The organism is Pseudomonas sp. FW306-02-D09B, assembly GCF_058782685.1.
Genome location: NZ_JBYSXY010000008.1, coordinates 86,646 through 103,915, shown reverse-complemented (window position 1 = coordinate 103,915; position 17,270 = coordinate 86,646). Strand labels below are relative to the sequence as shown.

16 protein-coding genes are annotated in these 17,270 nt (G+C 58.6%); 9 read left to right on the top strand and 7 right to left on the bottom strand.

What is annotated here, in order from left to right; all coding sequences use genetic code 11:
• The first annotated feature begins 360 nt into the window (after positions 1-360).
• Genes AC3WK5_RS15395 through AC3WK5_RS15385 form a run of 3 tightly spaced genes read left to right on the top strand, consistent with a single transcriptional unit; the run spans position 361 to position 4,566 of the window.
• Positions 361-2,688, top strand: coding sequence for a hypothetical protein (locus tag AC3WK5_RS15395; protein ID WP_103315953.1), 2,328 nt, complete (start codon positions 361-363; stop codon positions 2,686-2,688).
• Positions 2,679-3,899, top strand: coding sequence for a hypothetical protein (locus AC3WK5_RS15390; RefSeq protein WP_103315952.1), 1,221 nt, complete (start codon positions 2,679-2,681; stop codon positions 3,897-3,899). The genes AC3WK5_RS15395 and AC3WK5_RS15390 overlap by 10 nt, the downstream gene beginning before the upstream one ends.
• Positions 3,900-3,909: 10 nt before the next feature.
• A complete protein-coding gene (locus AC3WK5_RS15385; RefSeq protein WP_103315951.1) occupies positions 3,910-4,566 on the top strand; it encodes a DUF1266 domain-containing protein in 657 nt (218 codons plus the stop codon).
• Positions 4,567-4,769: 203 nt separating this feature from the next.
• Here AC3WK5_RS15385 and AC3WK5_RS15380 read toward each other — a convergent pair whose 3' ends face one another.
• Positions 4,770-5,630, bottom strand: coding sequence for a LysR family transcriptional regulator (locus AC3WK5_RS15380; RefSeq protein WP_103315950.1), 861 nt, complete (start codon positions 5,628-5,630; stop codon positions 4,770-4,772).
• A 192-nt stretch (positions 5,631-5,822) separates the two neighbouring features.
• On the opposite strand from AC3WK5_RS15380, the gene AC3WK5_RS15375 reads away from it, so the two are divergent.
• Positions 5,823-7,349 (top strand): MFS transporter, encoded by a 1,527-nt coding sequence (locus AC3WK5_RS15375; protein WP_103316068.1) that lies wholly within the window; start codon positions 5,823-5,825, stop codon positions 7,347-7,349.
• Between the two features lie 115 nt (positions 7,350-7,464).
• Here the strand turns inward: AC3WK5_RS15375 and AC3WK5_RS15370 are convergent, their stop codons facing one another.
• The 5 genes from AC3WK5_RS15370 to AC3WK5_RS15350 form a co-directional block, all read right to left on the bottom strand.
• Entirely contained in the window at positions 7,465-8,298 is an 834-nt protein-coding gene (locus tag AC3WK5_RS15370) for a suppressor of fused domain protein (protein WP_103315949.1), read from the bottom strand.
• Between the two features lie 455 nt (positions 8,299-8,753).
• Positions 8,754-9,440 carry a tetratricopeptide repeat protein gene (locus AC3WK5_RS15365; RefSeq protein WP_177474804.1) on the bottom strand — a complete coding sequence of 229 codons (687 nt, stop codon included), beginning with the start codon at positions 9,438-9,440 and terminating at the stop codon, positions 8,754-8,756.
• Between the two features lie 14 nt (positions 9,441-9,454).
• Complete coding sequence (locus tag AC3WK5_RS15360) at positions 9,455-10,126, bottom strand: hypothetical protein (RefSeq protein WP_103315947.1); 672 nt, start codon at positions 10,124-10,126, stop codon at positions 9,455-9,457.
• A 205-nt stretch (positions 10,127-10,331) separates the two neighbouring features.
• Positions 10,332-10,946, bottom strand: coding sequence for an alpha/beta fold hydrolase (locus AC3WK5_RS15355; protein ID WP_103315946.1), 615 nt, complete (start codon positions 10,944-10,946; stop codon positions 10,332-10,334).
• Between the two features lie 125 nt (positions 10,947-11,071).
• Complete coding sequence (locus tag AC3WK5_RS15350) at positions 11,072-11,473, bottom strand: GFA family protein (RefSeq protein ID WP_103315945.1); 402 nt, start codon at positions 11,471-11,473, stop codon at positions 11,072-11,074.
• 211 nt (positions 11,474-11,684) lie between these two features.
• Here AC3WK5_RS15350 and AC3WK5_RS15345 point away from each other — a divergent pair, with 211 nt between their 5' ends.
• The 4 genes from AC3WK5_RS15345 to AC3WK5_RS15330 all read left to right on the top strand — a co-directional run bounded on the left by AC3WK5_RS15345 (position 11,685) and on the right by AC3WK5_RS15330 (position 14,930).
• Positions 11,685-11,987 (top strand): ArsR/SmtB family transcription factor, encoded by a 303-nt coding sequence (locus AC3WK5_RS15345; protein ID WP_103315944.1) that lies wholly within the window; start codon positions 11,685-11,687, stop codon positions 11,985-11,987.
• A 62-nt stretch (positions 11,988-12,049) separates the two neighbouring features.
• On the top strand, positions 12,050-13,024 hold the full coding sequence (locus AC3WK5_RS15340) for a zinc-dependent alcohol dehydrogenase family protein (RefSeq protein WP_103315943.1): 975 nt from the start codon (positions 12,050-12,052) through the stop codon (positions 13,022-13,024).
• Positions 13,025-13,065: 41 nt separating this feature from the next.
• Positions 13,066-13,395 (top strand): antibiotic biosynthesis monooxygenase family protein, encoded by a 330-nt coding sequence (locus AC3WK5_RS15335; protein ID WP_103315942.1) that lies wholly within the window; start codon positions 13,066-13,068, stop codon positions 13,393-13,395.
• Positions 13,396-13,556: 161 nt separating this feature from the next.
• Positions 13,557-14,930, top strand: a complete 1,374-nt coding sequence (locus AC3WK5_RS15330) for a transposase (RefSeq protein ID WP_103315941.1) — start codon at positions 13,557-13,559, stop codon at positions 14,928-14,930.
• A gap of 232 nt (positions 14,931-15,162) precedes the next feature.
• Here AC3WK5_RS15330 and AC3WK5_RS15325 read toward each other — a convergent pair whose 3' ends face one another.
• The gene (locus tag AC3WK5_RS15325; protein WP_103315940.1) at positions 15,163-15,783 is read right to left on the bottom strand and encodes a LysE family translocator; all 621 of its coding nucleotides are present in this window, start codon (positions 15,781-15,783) and stop codon (positions 15,163-15,165) included.
• A gap of 358 nt (positions 15,784-16,141) precedes the next feature.
• Between AC3WK5_RS15325 and AC3WK5_RS15320 the strand changes: the two genes are divergently transcribed.
• A complete protein-coding gene (locus AC3WK5_RS15320) occupies positions 16,142-17,077 on the top strand; it encodes a Ppx/GppA phosphatase family protein (protein WP_103315939.1) in 936 nt (311 codons plus the stop codon).
• Positions 17,078-17,270 lie beyond the last annotated feature (193 nt).

The following is a 17,270-nucleotide window of genomic DNA, read 5'->3' as shown; positions in this document are numbered from 1 at the left end:
TGATCTATCGGTGGGCGAGCATCGTACTGCATCGTCGAAATGACCGCCTCTGGCCGATTTCTGCCTGCCACCACCGGTTGAATCCACAGCCAGAAGCAGCCCTTCGAAGGTGCCTGCCAATCCAGGGGCGATTCACAGTGTCGATCCGCTGTTTGCACGTTAATCACTGACTCCGCCCCCCGCACGCTCTTGGATTTTCAAATGCCAACTGGTAGCGTGCAGCACCTCGCTGTATTGCCCGATCCCTTTCGTCATCGTTGCCAGTCCAAGGCAGACGCACGCGGATACGCGCTGCCCCACTCAAAGGCGCTGCGCAGGACGCATCGGGCGATGCACAGTCATTCGCAAATGGAGTTCACAATGACGCAAAACAGCACCGTGCTGTCCGGTATCCAGCTGGATCAATTCATGGACCGTCTTGAGGTCGAGCATCAGGAACACGGTGCCGACTACCTGCTGGGCCAGCTGCGCGCCCAGCCGCTCAAGGCGGCCTCGCTGGAGTCGATCGACCGTCTGCACGTGCTGTGGGTCAACGCCGGTGACGCTGATGCGGCCAAGGCGGTACTGGCCGACGACGGCCAGGCACTGATCGAGGCTACGCCTGACGACGCGCGCAATGAACTCAAGGTCAATCTGCTGATCTGTCAACTGCGGCTGGGCAACTACCTCAAAGACGAGCAGGGCCTGCTGCAGGTGCTCGACACCCTGCAGCAATTGACCAACGAGCCGCTGACGTTCGACATCGAGCAGTACCGGCGCTACCGCATTTTCGACGATCTGCAGCACACCACCCTCGACGTCGCCCTCAAGGTTATCGAGGTGCGTCGCACCCTGGCCCTGATCAACCCCGGCCGTCACGCCCTGCGGGCCTGGGACGATGCCGATCAACACCGGCGCCGGGCCCGGGTGCTGGCCGCCCATGAACGTGACGAAGAGGCTCGCGAAGCCGCGCTGGCGGCAATTGCCGCGTTGCGCAACGCCGGCGAAGATCAGGATGTCGACGGTAACGACTGGCTGTGGCTGGGTGATGCGCTGATCGAAATCGTGCCGTTGCGCCTGGCGATGTTCGAGCAACCGGTGGTGCGGTTGATCGCCGAATTGTCGCTGCCCCGGCGCCGGGAATGGGAAGTACGCCTGGCGCGTCTGGCCGCCCGTTCACTGAAGGCCCAGGGCGACCTGGCCGGCGCATTGAAAATCTGTGAAGTGGCGACCCTGAGCCTGGAGTCCGGCGGCGGTGACAACTTCGTTGATTTCCATTTGCCCTGGCTGCTTGAGAACGGCCAGATCGACGAGGCCGGGCAACGTGCGTTCATGGAAATCTATGAAGTGCGCGACGAAATGTGGCCGGGCACGGCCTACTGGGTACACGATCGCCTGCTCGATGCCGAGGACCAGTCCGCGTGGTGGCCGTTGTGCGTGATGCGTGCCTGTGACGATCAAGCGGTGCTGGAGCGGTTCATTTCCGGCCTGCCGTGGCGTGACGAGTCGACGCCGTCCCAGGGCCCGCTGCTCGATGCACTGCATGCTGCGCGCGATGACCTTGAGCAAATCGACAACGTCTTCGCCCAGGCCCTTGCAGAAGCTCGGCGCCGCGCGCCGAACCACCCGTGGATCAGCCGCCTGATGGTGGTGCGTGAACGCCAGGCCGGGCGCATCGACGTCAACACCGAACTGACGATGCTGCGCGAGGCCGTCCCGGCCGGCGATATGCAGGACAACCGCAGCGCCTACAGCCTGGTCAGCGCCCATGCCAGTGTGTTCGGCATTATCGATGCCCTGCGCCAACCCTTGCCGCCAATGGCCAGTGGCATGTACTACTACCAGTTTGCGAACGCCATCGAAGACCTGGTCGAAGCGCAAGTCGAGAAGCTCTCGAGCGAGGAGACAGATCGGGCCTGGTCGCTGCTGCGCGAAGTACAAAAAGTTGCCTATGAACACGGCCAGGTCCGTATGGAGCAATGCTTCGCCAGCGGCCGCGGGCACCGCTTCGATGCCTGCGCGCACCTGTATTCGATGCTGTGCAACAACCTGGCGATCAACTACCGCTGCTACAACGACCAGCGCATGTATGAACAGGCCCTTGAGTTGCATACCCGCGGTATCGCCGCCAGCTCGTTCGCAGAACATTATCAGGGCATCCTCCAAAACCGCATTCTGCTGGAGGATAACCCGGGCATCGCCGAAGCCGCCGAACAGCTCTGGCACTACGCAGCCGACTATGGCTACAGCCGCCACGACCCGGAAGAATACCTGCAGGACGTCGCCCGCGCCCTGTACCGCCTGGACCGCGAACGCGAGATTCTGATCTGGCTGGAGCGTATTCTCAAATGGCAGGAAGAGCGCGGAATCAGCGACAAGGAGCTGAAGTACTCGCCGCTGTTCGCACGGATAAAAGTTGCCATGTACCTGTCGTACAGCCTGCCGGAGGCGGCCACCAGCCTGTGGCTGCGTTACGCGCCGCATATCAACGAACGCGACGAATCCTCCCTGCTGGGCTGCGCCGGCGATGTGCTCAAGGGCCTCGGGCGCAAGGAAGAGGCCCTGGCCTATTACCAGCGTTCCATCCTGCGCAGTGATCCGAACAACGACGTTGACCAGAGCAACAATGAAATCTTCCGCCAGAGCATCGCCGAGCTGCAGGCTTCGGAAAAACCGGCCGGCAAGGCCTGGTGGCAGATATGGAAGTGACACCAGAGCTGCGACAATCCGGTTACGCCCCGCGCAACGCACTCAATGCCGATCAACTCAAGCGCGGCATTGCCGAGCGCAGCAAGGCCCGCGGTGATGCGCCAGAGGTGGGCAAATGGTTGCTCAACCATTTCTACCGTCATCTGGTCGGCAACTTCGAGCCTGCGCGGCGGATCCTGACCCTGGAGCAGGCTGTCGAGGCACTGGGAACCGAGCCGCCGTCATGGGTGGCCAGGCATTTAAGCGACGCCGGCAAAGATTCGCAGCAGGCGCTTGCGCCGCTGGTCTGGGTCGATCCGCAGCAGGCGCCACTGCTGGCCCAGGAGGCCTTGCTGGTGGAGTTCCTGACCTCGCGTCAGGGCACGGCGCTGGCCGGCAAGCTCGACCGTATCAACTGCCCGCAGGCGCTGGCGCTGTGGCAAAAGGAACACGTGCAGATGACTGCGCGGGTCGAGCAGGGCTGGCGCCAGAGCCAGACCGAGGCCTTGCTCACGCGGGTGACCACCGCTGAGCACGTATTGCAGGAGCTGCGCCCCGAGAGTTCTTTGCTGCGCGCGGAAATGGCCTTTGAAAGCTACGTGATGCGCCACTGCCTGGGCCAATTCGCCGATCGCCGCGCCTTGACCGGCGGCTACGGCGAGCGCTATGCCGAAGCGGTGGAGCAGCGGCGCATGCGCGTGTTCAGTTTTCGCGATGGCCAGGGCCAGCCACACATCACCATCAGCCTGATCGTCCAGGCCGACGGCACCTTGACCGTCGAGCAGGTCAAGGGCAAGCAGAACCGGCCGCCGGTCGAGCGCTATTACCAGGACCTGCTGCAGTGCCTGAATGCCCTGGGCACCGACCAGCAGACGCCCGCCGACTGCATCGCCATCGGCATCGTGCGCACCGAAGCCGGCTGGCTGCGCATCGAAGAGGTCAGCGACCCGACCGCCCAGACTCGTCTGGTGGCCCGTTATCCGCAACTGTACGAGCGCCTCGATGCGCCTTCGGCCATGGTCGAATGGCTGGTGGCCGGGCGTCAGCCGCAGCAGTTCTTGCAGGTTGCCCCGCAAGCGGTGTCGGTCAAGTACGCCACCCGGCATATTTTCAGTAAACGCATTGAGCGTCAGCCTAATGACCCGCTGTACCTGACCGAAGGTGTGCCGTGGCCTGACATGACCTCGCCCCAGGCCGAGGAAATCCAGGCCTGGCAGGCCCGGGCAAGGTAAGGAGAACGGCATGTTTTTGTTTATCGCAGTTGTTGTTTCAGCCTGGTTGCTGTGGCGAGCATTCAGACCACGCGGCGCCACGCCATTGTTCAGCCAGCGCAAGCACTGGTCGCTACTGCTGGCCAGGCCCATGGTCGATGCGATGGAAGTCGAGGGCTTCTACTCGCCGGCGTGTGATCACTTCACCGAGCAAGCGCAGACGATCATGCGCGCAGCGTTGCTGCACCAGGCGGGGGTACGCAGCAATAGCAATGACGAGGCGGTGCGGGCGCACTTCAGTGCGACCCTCGAACAGCAATGGTACAGCCTCGACCTGCAGGCGCTGACGGCCGGCGATGAGCCGCGTGCGGCCATGGCCTTTGCCTGCGCGCGGGTGGCGTTTCTGGTCCGTTGTGCGCTGCTGATGCGTTGGCTCGAGCCCGATCTCGCCTGGCGTGTGCTGCTGCTCAATGCGCAGCGGGCGCAGGACTGTTTCGACGGTTGGGAAGATTTCGGCAAAGCCTATAAGCTGGGGCGGGAGCAGTGGGTTGCGGCGTTTCGCGTCGACTCGCTGGGCGAAGCGTTCCACGAGCAGCATCTGCACCAGTTGCTGGCGCCCGGCGGCGGTGCCTGGGCCGATATACCCTGGCGTACGCCAGCGGCGTTGAACCCGGCTCTGGCGGGGTAGCGGCGCAGCTGTTGGTTCAAGTATCCGAGAGGGGGCATTGCGATGATCGGCTTCACCTTCCGCCAGTTGGAGTATTTCATCGCCGCCGAGCAGGGCAGTGTCAGTGTTGCGGCGCGCATCAAGCGTCGAGGCTGATGGCAGATAATTAAGTCTGTCTCCTTATCAGATGCTTATCACTGTAATGCCAATCGAGTCAGCTGGTTCTAGATCGATGACGACTCAGACATCTCCACCAGCAGGTGCCCAAATGCGTCGGCCGCAGGTGTCTTTCCTGTGACACTCCAAATCAGTCTGAAATCTGCAGCCAGCAGCGGTGGCAGGCCATGCTGACCGTCAATCACCACCATACCAGGCTCCAGATCACCCAGCGGTAGAGCGGTGACGGCAAGCCCTGCCAATACTGCCGCTCGCAGTCCTTGTTGACTGGGGGAGGTAAAGGCGACTCTCCAATCTACAGTGGAATGCTCCAATGCCTCTACGGCCACATGGCGGTGCAAGCAGGGCGCTGGTGCAAACGCCAGCGGCAAAGGGGCATCGCCGGTGAAGTCGAAACTCTGCGCCGCCGCCCACACAAACCGGGTTTCACGCAGCACGGTACCGTCGGCCTGACTTCCCGGCAATGTCAGGATCACGGCCAGATCGAGCCCATCGACATCGACCAGCGCGCGCAGATCGAGGTAGGTGCCGACGGTTACATCCAGGCGTACTGCGGGAAATTGTCTGGCGAACCGAGTCAGCAACGGCGGTAGACCATCGCCGATAAAGTTTTCTGGCACACCGAAGCGCACAGCCCCGGATACCGATGATTTTTTGAAACGCCGGGAGAGGGCGTTTTGCGCTCTGAGGACGTTTTCGGCATGGCGCAGAAAATCTTCGCCATCTTCTGTAAGCGTCAAACGTCGGGTGGTGCGCATCAGTAGCGTGGTACCGGCTTGTTCTTCCAAACGCCGGATCTGATGACTGATCGCCGACTGGCTCAGGTGCAGCCGCTCTGCGGCACGAGTGAAACTACCGGCCTCCTTGATCGCAACAAAGGCACGCAACAGAGTTGGGTCGAAGTCCATTAAGTCGACTCATGATAGATATTAATAAAACTTACGAAATTAAATCATTTCTGTCATTTTTTAATTGCTTCCAGAATGCGCCCGGTCACCTGGACTTGTGCCAGGTGACCCTGGCAAGACTATCGCGTCTCTTCCCTGATGGCGTTCGGGGTGGTCTTGCCAGCACCCATCAACTTGATCTGGAAGATCATGATGCCGTTCACTTCTTCGCAAAAAGATGTTTTCACACTAGCCGCCGTTTGTTTGGCCTCGTTGATGTTCGGCCTGGAGATCTCGAGCGTGCCGGCAATCCTGCCCACTCTTGAATCGGTTCTGGGCAGCGATTTCAAAGATATGCAGTGGATCATGAATGCCTACACCATCGCCTGCACCACGGTACTAATGGCCACCGGCATACTGGCGGATCGGTATGGGCGCAAGCGAGTGTTTGTCATTAGCCTGGTGCTTTTCGGCATTACCTCTCTGGGCTGTGGATGGGCGCCCAGCCCCGGTGTGTTGATCGCCAGTCGATGCCTGCAAGGTATGTCCGGTGGTGCCATGCTGATCTGTCAGGTGGCAGTGCTGTCTCACCGATTCCAGTCGGGAGCTGCGCGCGGCAAAGCTTTCAGTGCGTGGGGGATCGTGTTTGGCATCGGTTTGGGGTTCGGTCCGATTATTGGCGCAGCTATCGTAGCGTTGTCGAGTTGGGAATGGGTGTTCCTGGTGCATGCGCCAATTGCTGTGCTCGCGCTGGTGCTGGTGATCGCCGGTGTCGATGAATCACGCGATCCGCAGCGTCGCCGGCTTGATGTGTTGGGTATTATTTCACTGTCGCTGGCGGTGCTGGGCCTTTCCTGGTTCATCACTCAGGGAGCGGGGGTGGGGTTCTCCAGTGGCTCGGCGATCGCCAGTCTGGTTGTGGCAATGGTCAGCTTCATCGTCTTTGTCGTCGCACAGCGACGCAATGTCGATCCGATGTTCGACTTTTCAGTGTTCCGCATTCGCCGCTTCTCGGGTGCATTGCTGGGGGCGGCGGCCATGAACTTCAGCTTCTGGCCATTCATGATCTACCTGCCTCTGTACTTTCAAAATGGCCTGGGCTACGCCAGTGTGGGCACTGGTCTGGCACTGCTGGCCTATACGCTGCCGACGCTGGTTGTCCCCCCGTTGAGCGAGCGGCTGGCGCTTCGCTATCGACCTGACGTGGTGATTCCCGCAGGCTTGTTCACCATAGGTTTGGGATTCTTGCTGATGAAATGGGGCAGCAGTGTCGCGCATGCCAGCTGGCTGACGATGCTTCCGGGCTGCCTGATCGCCGGGATCGGGCTGGGGCTGACCAATACACCTGTTACCAATACCACCACCGGATCGGTGCCTAATGAGCGCGCCGGCATGGCATCGGGCATCGATATCAGCGCTCGTATGATCAGCCTTGCAATCAATATCGCGCTGATGGGATTCATCTTGGTGGAAGGTATTTTGTCTTCTCTACGCAACCAGTTATCTGGCTTGTCCGATGATGTTCAACTGAGGTTGCTGGCGGAAAATATTTCAGCCGGCAACTCTACCGTGTTGGCGCAGACTGGCCGGGGAACCACGATTGCGGTCGATGTCGCCAACGCAGCGTTGGCGCATGGGTTTGGCTGGGTGATGCTCTATGGCGGGGTTGCGGCATGGGTGCTGGTGGCAGCGAGCTGCTTGGTCTTTCGTTCGAGTAAAGCCGTTCATTTTCAGCGGTGACTGTCATCCGAAGGGCTGCTTTCAGCCGGTCGCGACTGGCAAAAAAACCAAAGCTGACATTAGACTTAAAACAGCCGTTCGCCTCGGTCAGCTACCGGTTGAGAGCCGCCCGGTGTCACACAACGCTAGCACGATGAAGGCTGCTCATATGTCCGACGCCCGCAGCCTTCAAACGGACCACCAGATCCTCGCGTGCCTCTCGCCCGCCAGAACGGACGTATTCAAGCTCCGACGCTGTGATCAATACCACTGGAACCAATCTGACCGGGGATAAAGGCATGTCATCCAGTTGGGTAGGGAAATCCGGTTCAGGGGCTCCCAGCAAGACGCCGGTAGAGTCGTCATCGGTCACGAAGAGTCTGGGGAGTTGATCACTCATGTGGTGCGACAGGCTGAACCCGGGAATTTCAAGAGATAGCGCACCGTACTGCTCGAGACGGTGGGTGATTCCTCCAGCATCTGCCACCGTTTTGGCAACGTGTTCCACCAGCTCGAATGCCCAACTGCGCTTGAAAGGATCGACCTCACCCAAGGGGCCACGGGCGTGCTCGGGTATATCTGCTGTTTCTATGAACAACTCCATCTCGAAACCATTGCCCATCCCTTCAGCGTCATCGAATGGATCTGACAGGCCTTCGGTGGCGATGATAACTGAGTCGCCACGGCGAACCACTCGGTAAGCCTGACGGGTCGAGGGCCAGTAAGGGCCAACCGAAAAGCTCGGACTAATGATATAGGAAAGAACATCCCGCTCGACTGTGCCGACGGATCCCCAATGACGATCCAGGCACGCTTCGCTAGCTTGTCGGGCTGCCTGATTTACCACTTCAGACTCAGTCAAGCTGCCGGGAGTAACAGGCTCGCGCAATTCGAGGGGTTGCGGTGTAGGTTGGACGTCTTGGGTCAAAGGAGTTTTCAATGAGACGAGAAGTTTCTTGAAGAAATTCATGTGCGTTCCTTGCTGGCTATCGGCTCAGCCCCACAAGTGTCAGCACTCGCTGATCTGATGGCAGGCGTTGAACGCATTCTGGCGTATTGGCTTCGATATGAAAACGCAAAAGCACATTTCGCTCCTGCATCGCCATGGTGCAAAGTTGTGAGTCACTGTTGGTTTCGTAGACGCTCAACGGCAGCTCCTGGCCGTTATCTGACCTTCGCGATGGGCATAAATCGGTCAGTAGCAGTCGTTCCCTCGCGTTAGGATTGATACAGAAAGCTGCCATGAGTAGCGATCGAGTCTGTAGATTTAGTGACGTCGGGGCTATAAGAGGCCCCGACACATTTGGTTTTTTTCGTCGCCCGGGGGGGGAAGCAGAGGTGATCGTTCACCCATCTGAGATGCGACGCAAGCAGTCACTCCGCGCTCGCTGACCCACCGCATTCGTCACTAAGCCGGCTCTCCTGCTACGGCATGGAAATCCTGTACTCGGCGAGCTTGGCCTTGTGCTCCTCCAGCACGTACTTCTTGTTGGCGATCTGCGAGAACTTCATGAAGTCGGCCTTGGCGTCGTCCTTGTTTCCCAAATGGTCGTACGCGATCGCGCGCGCGTAATAGGCCCAGGCATAGTCCGGCTGGCGCTGAAGGCCGGTGCTGAATGCTTCAGCGGCCTCTCGGTACTGACCCAGGTCTGTCAGCGCTAGGCCCAGATGATAGTAGGTCGGCATGTGGAAGCCGGAACCCTTTCCGGCTTCTCCCATCCCGTTGTCAAGGTTGTACTGCACGAGTTCAAGGGCTTTTTTCGGGTTGCCAGCGTCGCGATACATGGCGCTCAAGTCCAGGTTGGCGCGCGGATCAGGCTTGACCGCCAGTTGCATGGATTTTTCCTTGGCGGCCACGGCATCGGGAAAGTGCTTGAGGTTGCTGTAGGCGTCGGCCTGCACCGCGTAAATCAAACTTTTCAGCGAGGCGGGCAGCGTATTTTTCTGCAGGCATAGATCACCTTCCTGCAGCGCCAGAGAGTAGTTTTCGGCTTTGGACGCTTTAAACTGATTAGTGCAGTGGACAAGGTTGGCTTTTTGCGGGTTCTGCATCCCTGCACAACCTGTGAAGATGACGGAGCAGGCGATCAGTGCGGGCCAGCGAGTATTCATGATAAGCATCCTTGTCAGTCGAGCAGATGAGCGTTGAGGTCAGGGCGATAGACCTGCAAGAGCGGCGCGGTCACGGTGCCTTGTAGCGAGCAGAACACGGTGGTGTGTCCCGCGAGCGGCGGTGTCGTGTCGCCCGTGTCGACGATCAGCACGCGGTCTACGAAACCAAATGGCGTGGCGACGCCGGGGCCGGTCAGTCCTTCGGTGCGCCATTGACCGATCGGGTCACCGATGCGGCGAATTTCGGCGCGGGTAATGGCTTTGCCCTGACTGACAAAGCGTGCGTTGTCGACGATCAGCGGCTTGAGTTTTGCGGCCACCTCTTGCGGCAAGCCATCGGCTACGAAACCCCAGAACAGAAAATTGCCGACGTTCTTGATGGTTTCGGCCTGGTTGTAATAACCGACCATACGCACGCCGTTAACGATCAGGGGCGTTTCGAAGTGTTGGTAAGTGCCACCTTCCTGCAGCGGACTCATGATGGTCGGTGCCTTGACCGAGCCGTAGTCACTCAGGCGCAAGGTACCTGCTGGCAGGCGGGCATCGCGCAGGCTCTCGAAGAAATGCGCATCGCAACGAGAGAATTCGGTCAGCAGTTGTTCGGGCGTGGTGGCGGTCTGGGCTTGGGCAGTGCAGGCGGCGCCGACGGCGAGCAAAGCAATGCCGAAAAAAAGAGAGCGGGACATTAAAATCATCCGTGAAGTGGGAACGAAGACTGTCGGCTGGTGAGCCGGGAACTTGAGCAATACGGGCCTGCGGGAGAAGGCCTGCTTCTCTTTTTTGGCTGAAAGCAGGCATGGATCGAACGTCCGCTTTTGTCCGCTATCCGAGATGTCTTGAAACGCACGGGGCGGCACAATCAGTCCGACGCGTTGGCAACAAGTGCTCCGCTCACCAGCAAGCCAGATGTTTCTCGATCAAGCTCGCCACCTCGGCCGCGTGAGTAAAGCCCAGACTGTGATCGGCGCCAGGGAAAACGTGTAGTTCCGCGCGGGGTAACAGTTGAGCAAGGCGCTGGCCGACGCTAACGGGGCTGATCGGATCGGAATCCCCCCAGAGGAGCAGGACTGGCATGCGCAACTCGACCAGCCGGAGCGTGAGGTCGGTGCGGTCGTCGAGAAACCACCTCGGCAGTGTCGGGTTGTCGGCAGCAAAATCCGGGCGCCAGTCATGCGCGTCCAGAGCAGACATATCTACCCCGCCAGAGGTGACGGTCAGCGTCAGGTGCGTGATCAACTCAGGGCGTTCAAGCGCTGCAAGCACCGCGACTATGCCGCCCATGGATTGCGCCACCAGCGCTGTGGGCCGGTCGATTTCGGCCAGCACGCGAGTCACCAGATCATCCATACCGGTCACGCTGGGCAAGGGCGGAGTGTCTCCAAAGCCGGGCCAGCCGATATGGACCTGCTGCGCCGGGTGGGCCAGGCGCTCAGCAACCGGGCACCAAAATTGGGTGTTACCTGAGGCTCCGGGCAGGAAGAGGAGTTTGGCGGGGGATGCGATCACAAATTCGGTCCTTGAAGGTGGGATTGAAAGAGTCAGCAGGAGGGCAAAATGGATGCCGCAAGGTTCGATGACCACTTCGGAGCGAAAGCCGCCGGTAGTGGAGGGCCGCTCGCGACCTGAAGCAGTCAGTCGACCTGGGGACAACATTTGGATGGCGTGTACCAATCGACTGCGGAGTCGACATGAAGGTGTTTTTGCTTTTGAGGCAAGAAGGGCGTGTCGAGCGTGCCCAGTGCTATCGAAACCCAGTCGGCAAATTCGCCTTGAAATCGTGACCAGAACAACGTCGAACCACAGTGCGCGCAGAACTCGCGTAACACCGTCGCTGAGGACGTATAGGTTTTGATGCTGGTGGCGCCACCAAGTATCCGTAGCGCGTTGCGGGGAACGCTGCCGTACGAAGCGAATGCTGCCCCGTGACCTTTGCGACACTGGCTGCAATGACAATGACTCACTGCTTTTGGTGGCGTGAGTAGCTCGTAACTGACTGCTGCACATAGGCAGCTTCCTTGGTATACCTCTGTCATGCACCCAACCCTGCACGTGAAAACACGCCAGCTTATCCATCTCAGTCAAGACAGTCGACTGACTGCTATTGGCAATAGCGGTCAGTCGGATCGGCGGCCGACACCTTCAACCGATCGCCAAAAAACCCTGGGGACAATCATTACCTTGCCTAATTCCCTCCTCTTTAGACTCTCGTATTGACATATCGATAAATCTCGATATCCTCAGCTCATGGAATTACTCGAAATATTCAAAGCCCTCTCCAACCCTACACGCCTTGAAATCCTGAAAGGCCTGAAGGACCCCGTTAAGAACTTCCCTCCGCAGGATGAAGGAGACGTTCTGACGGTGGGGGTCTGCGTAAGTAGTATTCAAGAAGGCATCGGGCTATCGCAGTCAACGGTGTCTGGTTATCTTACGACACTGCAACGAGTGGGCCTGGTCGAGGTCAGGCGCATTGGTCAGTGGACCTACTACAAGCGCAATGAAGCCACTATCAGTGCGCTTGCCGAGATCATAGGGACAGATCTCTAATTTTTTTACCGCATGATATTGAGATATCTCGATATCCCTTTTTATCGATACGAGGATTCACAATGAAAGCGTTGATGCTTAAGTCATTTGGCGGCCCGGAATCGTTCGAACTCTGCGACGTGCCCAAACCGGTACCGGGTGCGGGACAAGTCCTGGTGCGGGTACACGCAACCTCCATCAACCCCTTGGATTATCAGGTTCGACGTGGCGACTATTCCGACCTGGTGCAACTACCGGCCATTACCGGACACGACGTTTCGGGGGTTGTCGAGGAAGTCGGGCCGGGGGTGACGTCCTTCGCTCCGGGAGACGAAGTCTGGTACACCCCGCAGATATTTGAAGGGCCAGGCAGTTATGCCGAATACCACGTTGCGGCCGAAAGCATTATCGGGAAGAAGCCGCGATCGCTGAGCCATCTCGAAGCGGCAAGTCTGACCCTGGTTGGCGGGACGGTTTGGGAAGCACTGACCGGGCGTGCAGCGCTCAGAGTGGGAGAAAGCATCCTGATCCACGGCGGTGCGGGAGGCGTAGGTCATATCGCGATCCAGGTGGCTAAGGCCATTGGAGCGCGGGTCTTCACGACCGTGCGCGAAGCACACTTCGAGTTCGCACGAGGCATGGGGGCCGATGTGGTCATCGACTACGAAAAGGAGGATTACGTCGACGTCGTCAATCGGGAAACGGATGGCCGCGGAGTCGATGTGGTGTTCGACACCATCGGCGGCAACACGTTGTCGCGCAGCCCCGACGTGCTCGCTCAACTCGGCCGCGTGGTCTCGATTGTGGACATTGCCCAGCCGCAGAACCTTGTTCAGGCCTGGGGCAAGAACGCGAGTTATCACTTCGTTTTCACCAGACAGAACCGGGGCAAACTTGATGAGCTGAGCGCATTGGTAGAGCGCGGTCAGCTGCGGCCACACGTTGGCGCTGTCTATTCGCTAGCCGACACGGCGCTCGCCCATGCCCGGCTGGAAAGCCCCAACAACGGCATTCAAGGAAAAATCGCGATTGCAGTCGAGCCATCGCTCATGTCGTAAGTGCGTACTTTTAACCGTTCAAGTCATATGAGAGGAACGCCATGATTTATGAAATCGCTCTGCTCCCCGTCCACAAAGAACGCATTCAAAGTTTCAGACGTGCATTTGCCGAGGTCGCTCCCCTGCTCACCCGTGCAAAGGGTTACGGCGGCCACTTGCTCGCGCAAGGGATTGAAAGCCCCGAGCAGTTCAACCTGATAGTGCGCTGGGCTTCACTTGAAGATCACACGCCGGGCTTCGAAGAGAGTGAAGACCATCGGATATTCATGATGGGCCTGGAGGAATATTTTTCGGAAGAACCGAGGGTCTACCACATTGAAGGGGCTGCTTTTTCTGCTGGCGAACAGGTAGTTGCCGATATCGTAGGCTAGAGCGACTGGCTGCTTTTGGCCGACGGGCTTCTGTCGTGCCCCCTACGGGTTGTTTTCTACTTTTCGCGATGGGCAGAAAACGACCGATTCTGTCGAAAAAGTAGCTCCCCTGTCTGGCCTGCGGCAAAATCTCTGCATTGGCCAGCAGGGAAGCACACAGCATGATGGGACAGTTATCGAGTGGGCAGGATCGACTGTTTTACTCGTTCAACCTCGAAGATCACATCCCCGCCAATCACCTTCTGCGCAGCATTGATCGGTGTCTCGATCTGAACGACCTGCGCCATTACCTAGCCGACTTCTACAGCCCAATTGGGCGTCCTTCGATTGATCCTGAGCTGATGATCCGCATGCTGATCGTGGGCTATTGCTACGGCATTCGCTCAGAACGGCGGCTGTGCGAAGAAACCCATCTGAACCTGGCGTATCGCTGGTTCTGCCGGTTGAGCCTTGAAGATGAAGTCCCTAATCACTCGACCTTTTCCAAGAATCGACACGGCCGTTTTCGGGACAGCGATCTGTTTCGCTGGTTGTTCAATGAGGTGCTGCGCCGCTGCATGGACGCGGGGTTGGTCAAGGGCGAAGGCTTCGCCGTGGACGCCAGCATCATCAAAGCGGATGCGAGTCGGCAGCGCGGCGTACCGGGTGATGAACAGGTCAACTGGAGCGATCCGGCCCTGAGCACCCGCGCCGTGCGTGAGTACCTTGAAGCCCTCGATGAAGAGGCTTTGGCCGAAACGCTACCGAAGCGTTTATCACTGACTGATCCTCAGGCTCGCTGGACCGCTGCTCCAGGCGGCCCAGCGTTCTACGCTTACTCCACGAATTATCTGATCAATACCGAGCACGGCGTAATCGTGGATGTGGAGCCTACACCCGCTCATCGAACGGCCGAAGTCGAGAGCACCAAGACGATGATCGAGCACGTTGAAGCGCAGTTCGACATCAAACCGGAACGCCTCATCGGCGATACCGCGTACGGTACAGCGCCGATGTTGGCCTGGATGGTGGAGGAAAAAGACATCGAACCTCACGTGCCGGTGTGGGACAAAACCGAGCGCAAGAACGACAGTTTTTCGAGCAACGATTTCCACTGGAATGAAGAGGTCGAGGAATACCGCTGCCCGGCCGGCAACGCATTGCGCAGCGAATGGCGAGCCTTCAAGAACGAGCGTTCACACGTCACCAAGGCCAACACCATCATCTTCCGATCCCGGCAGACCGACTGCGTTGCCTGTCCGATGAAAGCCAAGTGCTGCCCGAACACTGCGTTCCGCAAGATCGCTCGCAGCGTCCATGAAGCCGCGCGCGATGTGGCGCGGCGCATTGCAGCAACGCCGGCATATCAGCGCTCTCGCCACGAACGTAAAAAGGTCGAAATGTTGTTTGCCCACCTCAAGCGCATCCTGAAATTGGATCGCCTGCGGCTACGTGGCATGAGTGGTGCTACCGATGAGTTCACGCTGGCCGCTGCGGTGCAGAACCTGCGACGGCTGGCCAAATTTACCTCTCAAGGGCCACCGGTCCCGGGATAGGTGCGTCTGCACTAAGCAAAAAACCTCAAACCAACCCAATAACCGAGCAGCAAAGGTCAACGAAGGGCCGAGAAACCACTCAATGTGGTGAGTAGGTTCTCCGATGGTAGTCGTGCCTGCGTTCGGGCCAGCTGAAAATCCGACTTTTTCAACAGAATCGGCCGATCGCTGCCTATCGAGAAAGGCTGCAATCAGCCTGGAGGTTAATCACGGCCAGGTGGGGATGTCGCCATCAGCGCTTGCTAAAGGCCAGACCAGCTGCGAACAGCACAAAGACCATGCCTGTGGTGTGATCCATCCACTTGATCACTTTCTCACGCCGCAGAACGCCGGCAAGGGATTGGGTCGCGCCAATCAACGTCGAAGACCACATCAAACCCAGCACCACGTGAATGCTGACCAAACCAAATGTCCAGGCAACCAGGCTGTGCCCGTGGGGGATAAATTGAGGGAGAAAAGAGACGTAGAAAATGCCGATTTTGGGATTGAGGACGTTCCCCATCATGCCCTTCAGGAACCAGTTTGCATTTGGCTTGCCGTCATCTTCGACGGGCGACAGTGAGCTACGCGGGCGCAGCAACATGTTCAATCCGAGCCATGCCAGATAAGCGGCGCCGCAGTATTTCAACAGACTGTACGCCAGCTCCGATACCGCAATCAGAGCACCCAGGCCAAAGGCGACAGCGGCGCCCCACAGTAAGCAGCCAGCATTGATACCCAGCGCAGCGCGAAACGCCTGTTGCTTACCTTCCACCGTTGCGGTTCTCAAAACCAGAGCGGTATCGAGGCCGGGCGTCAGCGTTAGCAGAGTGGCTGCGAAGGTAAAGGCGAGGAGATTATCTGCAATAGACATCGGCGTATGACTTCAAAGTGACGACGCGCGAACGTTAGCACATGGCGGGTTGTCTTCTGCGACTACACGATCTTCCGGTCTTTTTACGAACGCTTCGGCTTCTGCATGGCTGCGAAATTTGATGCACCCTGCGTCCATCCAGACAACCCAGCCTTTCGGAGGTGGCTAGGCGGCGTCAGGGCGGGTGTGCCGGGAGGTCTGGGGCGTCCAGACAGGTTGGTCTGGTGCCTGTTGCATTGAAAATGGAGAGTGGGTGTCATCTTGGCGTCATCGAACCGATGGCAAGATCCTCGCAAACCGTCTTGAGCGCTCAGCAGTGCTCCGCCTGATGGCTGATGAATTTGCGAGGAATACCCGTATGAAAGGAGACGCCTCCCTGTTTGCGGCCATTGACCTGGGTTCCAATGCGTTCCGCATGATGATTGGCCAGTCGGTCAAACGGAACCAGCAATTCGTTATCCAAGAGGTGAAAACCCTGCGTGAGCCTGTCCGCTTGGCGGAGGGATTTCAGGGCGGGTCGCTGAACGAATTGGCGCTGGATCGGGGATGGCAGGCACTCGCGCGATTTGGCAAAAAGTTACGCGGCTTTGAGGCCGGTCGTGTACGTGCGGTGGCGACCAGTGCCGTCCGCGAAGCTGATAATGCTCAATTGTTTCTGGGCAGTGCGGAGCGGCATTTAGGTTTTCGTATTGATGTCATCTCCGGGCATGAAGAGGCCCAACTGGTGTACGCCGGGGTTGCCCACACGATACCGGGTACCGAGAGTATGCGACTGGTCGTGGACATCGGCGGTGGTTCAACTGAATTGATTCTGGGGCAGGGTGCTCACCCCCTGTTGACCGAGAGTATTGCCATCGGCAGCGGCACCTTTGGTGCACGTTACTTTCAGGGCGGTGATATCACGGCTCAAGCGCTCCTCGAGGCTGAGCGGGTGGCCACTCTACAGTTTGAGAAAGTTGCACGTCGTTATCGCGCACTCGGTTGGCAGCAGACTATCGGTTCTTCAGGTACCGCAAGGATGCTGGCCAAAGTGCTCAAGGCCAATGGATTGAACGACTACGGCCAAAGCGGTATCACCTACGGCGGTCTGTTGCGTCTGTCATTGCGTCTGCTGGAAGCGGGGCATGTGAAACGACTCAAATTAGCGGGTTTGCCAACCCATCGCCTGAGCGCCTTGCCCGGCGGCCTGGTGCTCATGCTGGCGGCGTTCAAGGTATTTGGTATCCCGCATATGATTCCTTCTGAGCCAGGCTTACGGTTCGGGGTTCTTCATGGCCTGATGTGTAAACACTAGTGGAAACCGAAGCCGACTTTTTCAACACGGTCGGCCGATTTCTGCCTGTCGCCAAGGGCATGAAAAGGGCATCGATATATTTTTCATTGCTGCGGCCCTTGCTGCTGAGACGGATGCTGCTGGCGTTGCGGTTTCTGTTGCGGCAGCGGCTGCGGTTGTTGCTGCGGCTGATGCGGTAACTGTCCCGCCTCGT

Excerpts from the sequence above, each read along its gene's own strand:
- AC3WK5_RS15395 (WP_103315953.1), top strand. The coding sequence starts at position 361 with ATGACGCAAAACAGCACCGTGCTGTCCGGTATCCAGCTGGATCAATTC.
- AC3WK5_RS15390 (WP_103315952.1), top strand. The coding sequence starts at position 2,679 with ATGGAAGTGACACCAGAGCTGCGACAATCCGGTTACGCCCCGCGCAAC.
- AC3WK5_RS15385 (WP_103315951.1), top strand. The coding sequence starts at position 3,910 with ATGTTTTTGTTTATCGCAGTTGTTGTTTCAGCCTGGTTGCTGTGGCGA.
- AC3WK5_RS15380 (WP_103315950.1), bottom strand. The coding sequence starts at position 5,630 with ATGGACTTCGACCCAACTCTGTTGCGTGCCTTTGTTGCGATCAAGGAG.
- AC3WK5_RS15375 (WP_103316068.1), top strand. The coding sequence starts at position 5,823 with ATGCCGTTCACTTCTTCGCAAAAAGATGTTTTCACACTAGCCGCCGTT.
- AC3WK5_RS15370 (WP_103315949.1), bottom strand. The coding sequence starts at position 8,298 with ATGAATTTCTTCAAGAAACTTCTCGTCTCATTGAAAACTCCTTTGACC.
- AC3WK5_RS15365 (WP_177474804.1), bottom strand. The coding sequence starts at position 9,440 with ATGAATACTCGCTGGCCCGCACTGATCGCCTGCTCCGTCATCTTCACA.
- AC3WK5_RS15360 (WP_103315947.1), bottom strand. The coding sequence starts at position 10,126 with ATGTCCCGCTCTCTTTTTTTCGGCATTGCTTTGCTCGCCGTCGGCGCC.
- AC3WK5_RS15350 (WP_103315945.1), bottom strand. The coding sequence starts at position 11,473 with ATGACAGAGGTATACCAAGGAAGCTGCCTATGTGCAGCAGTCAGTTAC.
- AC3WK5_RS15345 (WP_103315944.1), top strand. The coding sequence starts at position 11,685 with ATGGAATTACTCGAAATATTCAAAGCCCTCTCCAACCCTACACGCCTT.
- AC3WK5_RS15340 (WP_103315943.1), top strand. The coding sequence starts at position 12,050 with ATGAAAGCGTTGATGCTTAAGTCATTTGGCGGCCCGGAATCGTTCGAA.
- AC3WK5_RS15335 (WP_103315942.1), top strand. The coding sequence starts at position 13,066 with ATGATTTATGAAATCGCTCTGCTCCCCGTCCACAAAGAACGCATTCAA.
- AC3WK5_RS15330 (WP_103315941.1), top strand. The coding sequence starts at position 13,557 with ATGATGGGACAGTTATCGAGTGGGCAGGATCGACTGTTTTACTCGTTC.
- AC3WK5_RS15325 (WP_103315940.1), bottom strand. The coding sequence starts at position 15,783 with ATGTCTATTGCAGATAATCTCCTCGCCTTTACCTTCGCAGCCACTCTG.
- AC3WK5_RS15320 (WP_103315939.1), top strand. The coding sequence starts at position 16,142 with ATGAAAGGAGACGCCTCCCTGTTTGCGGCCATTGACCTGGGTTCCAAT.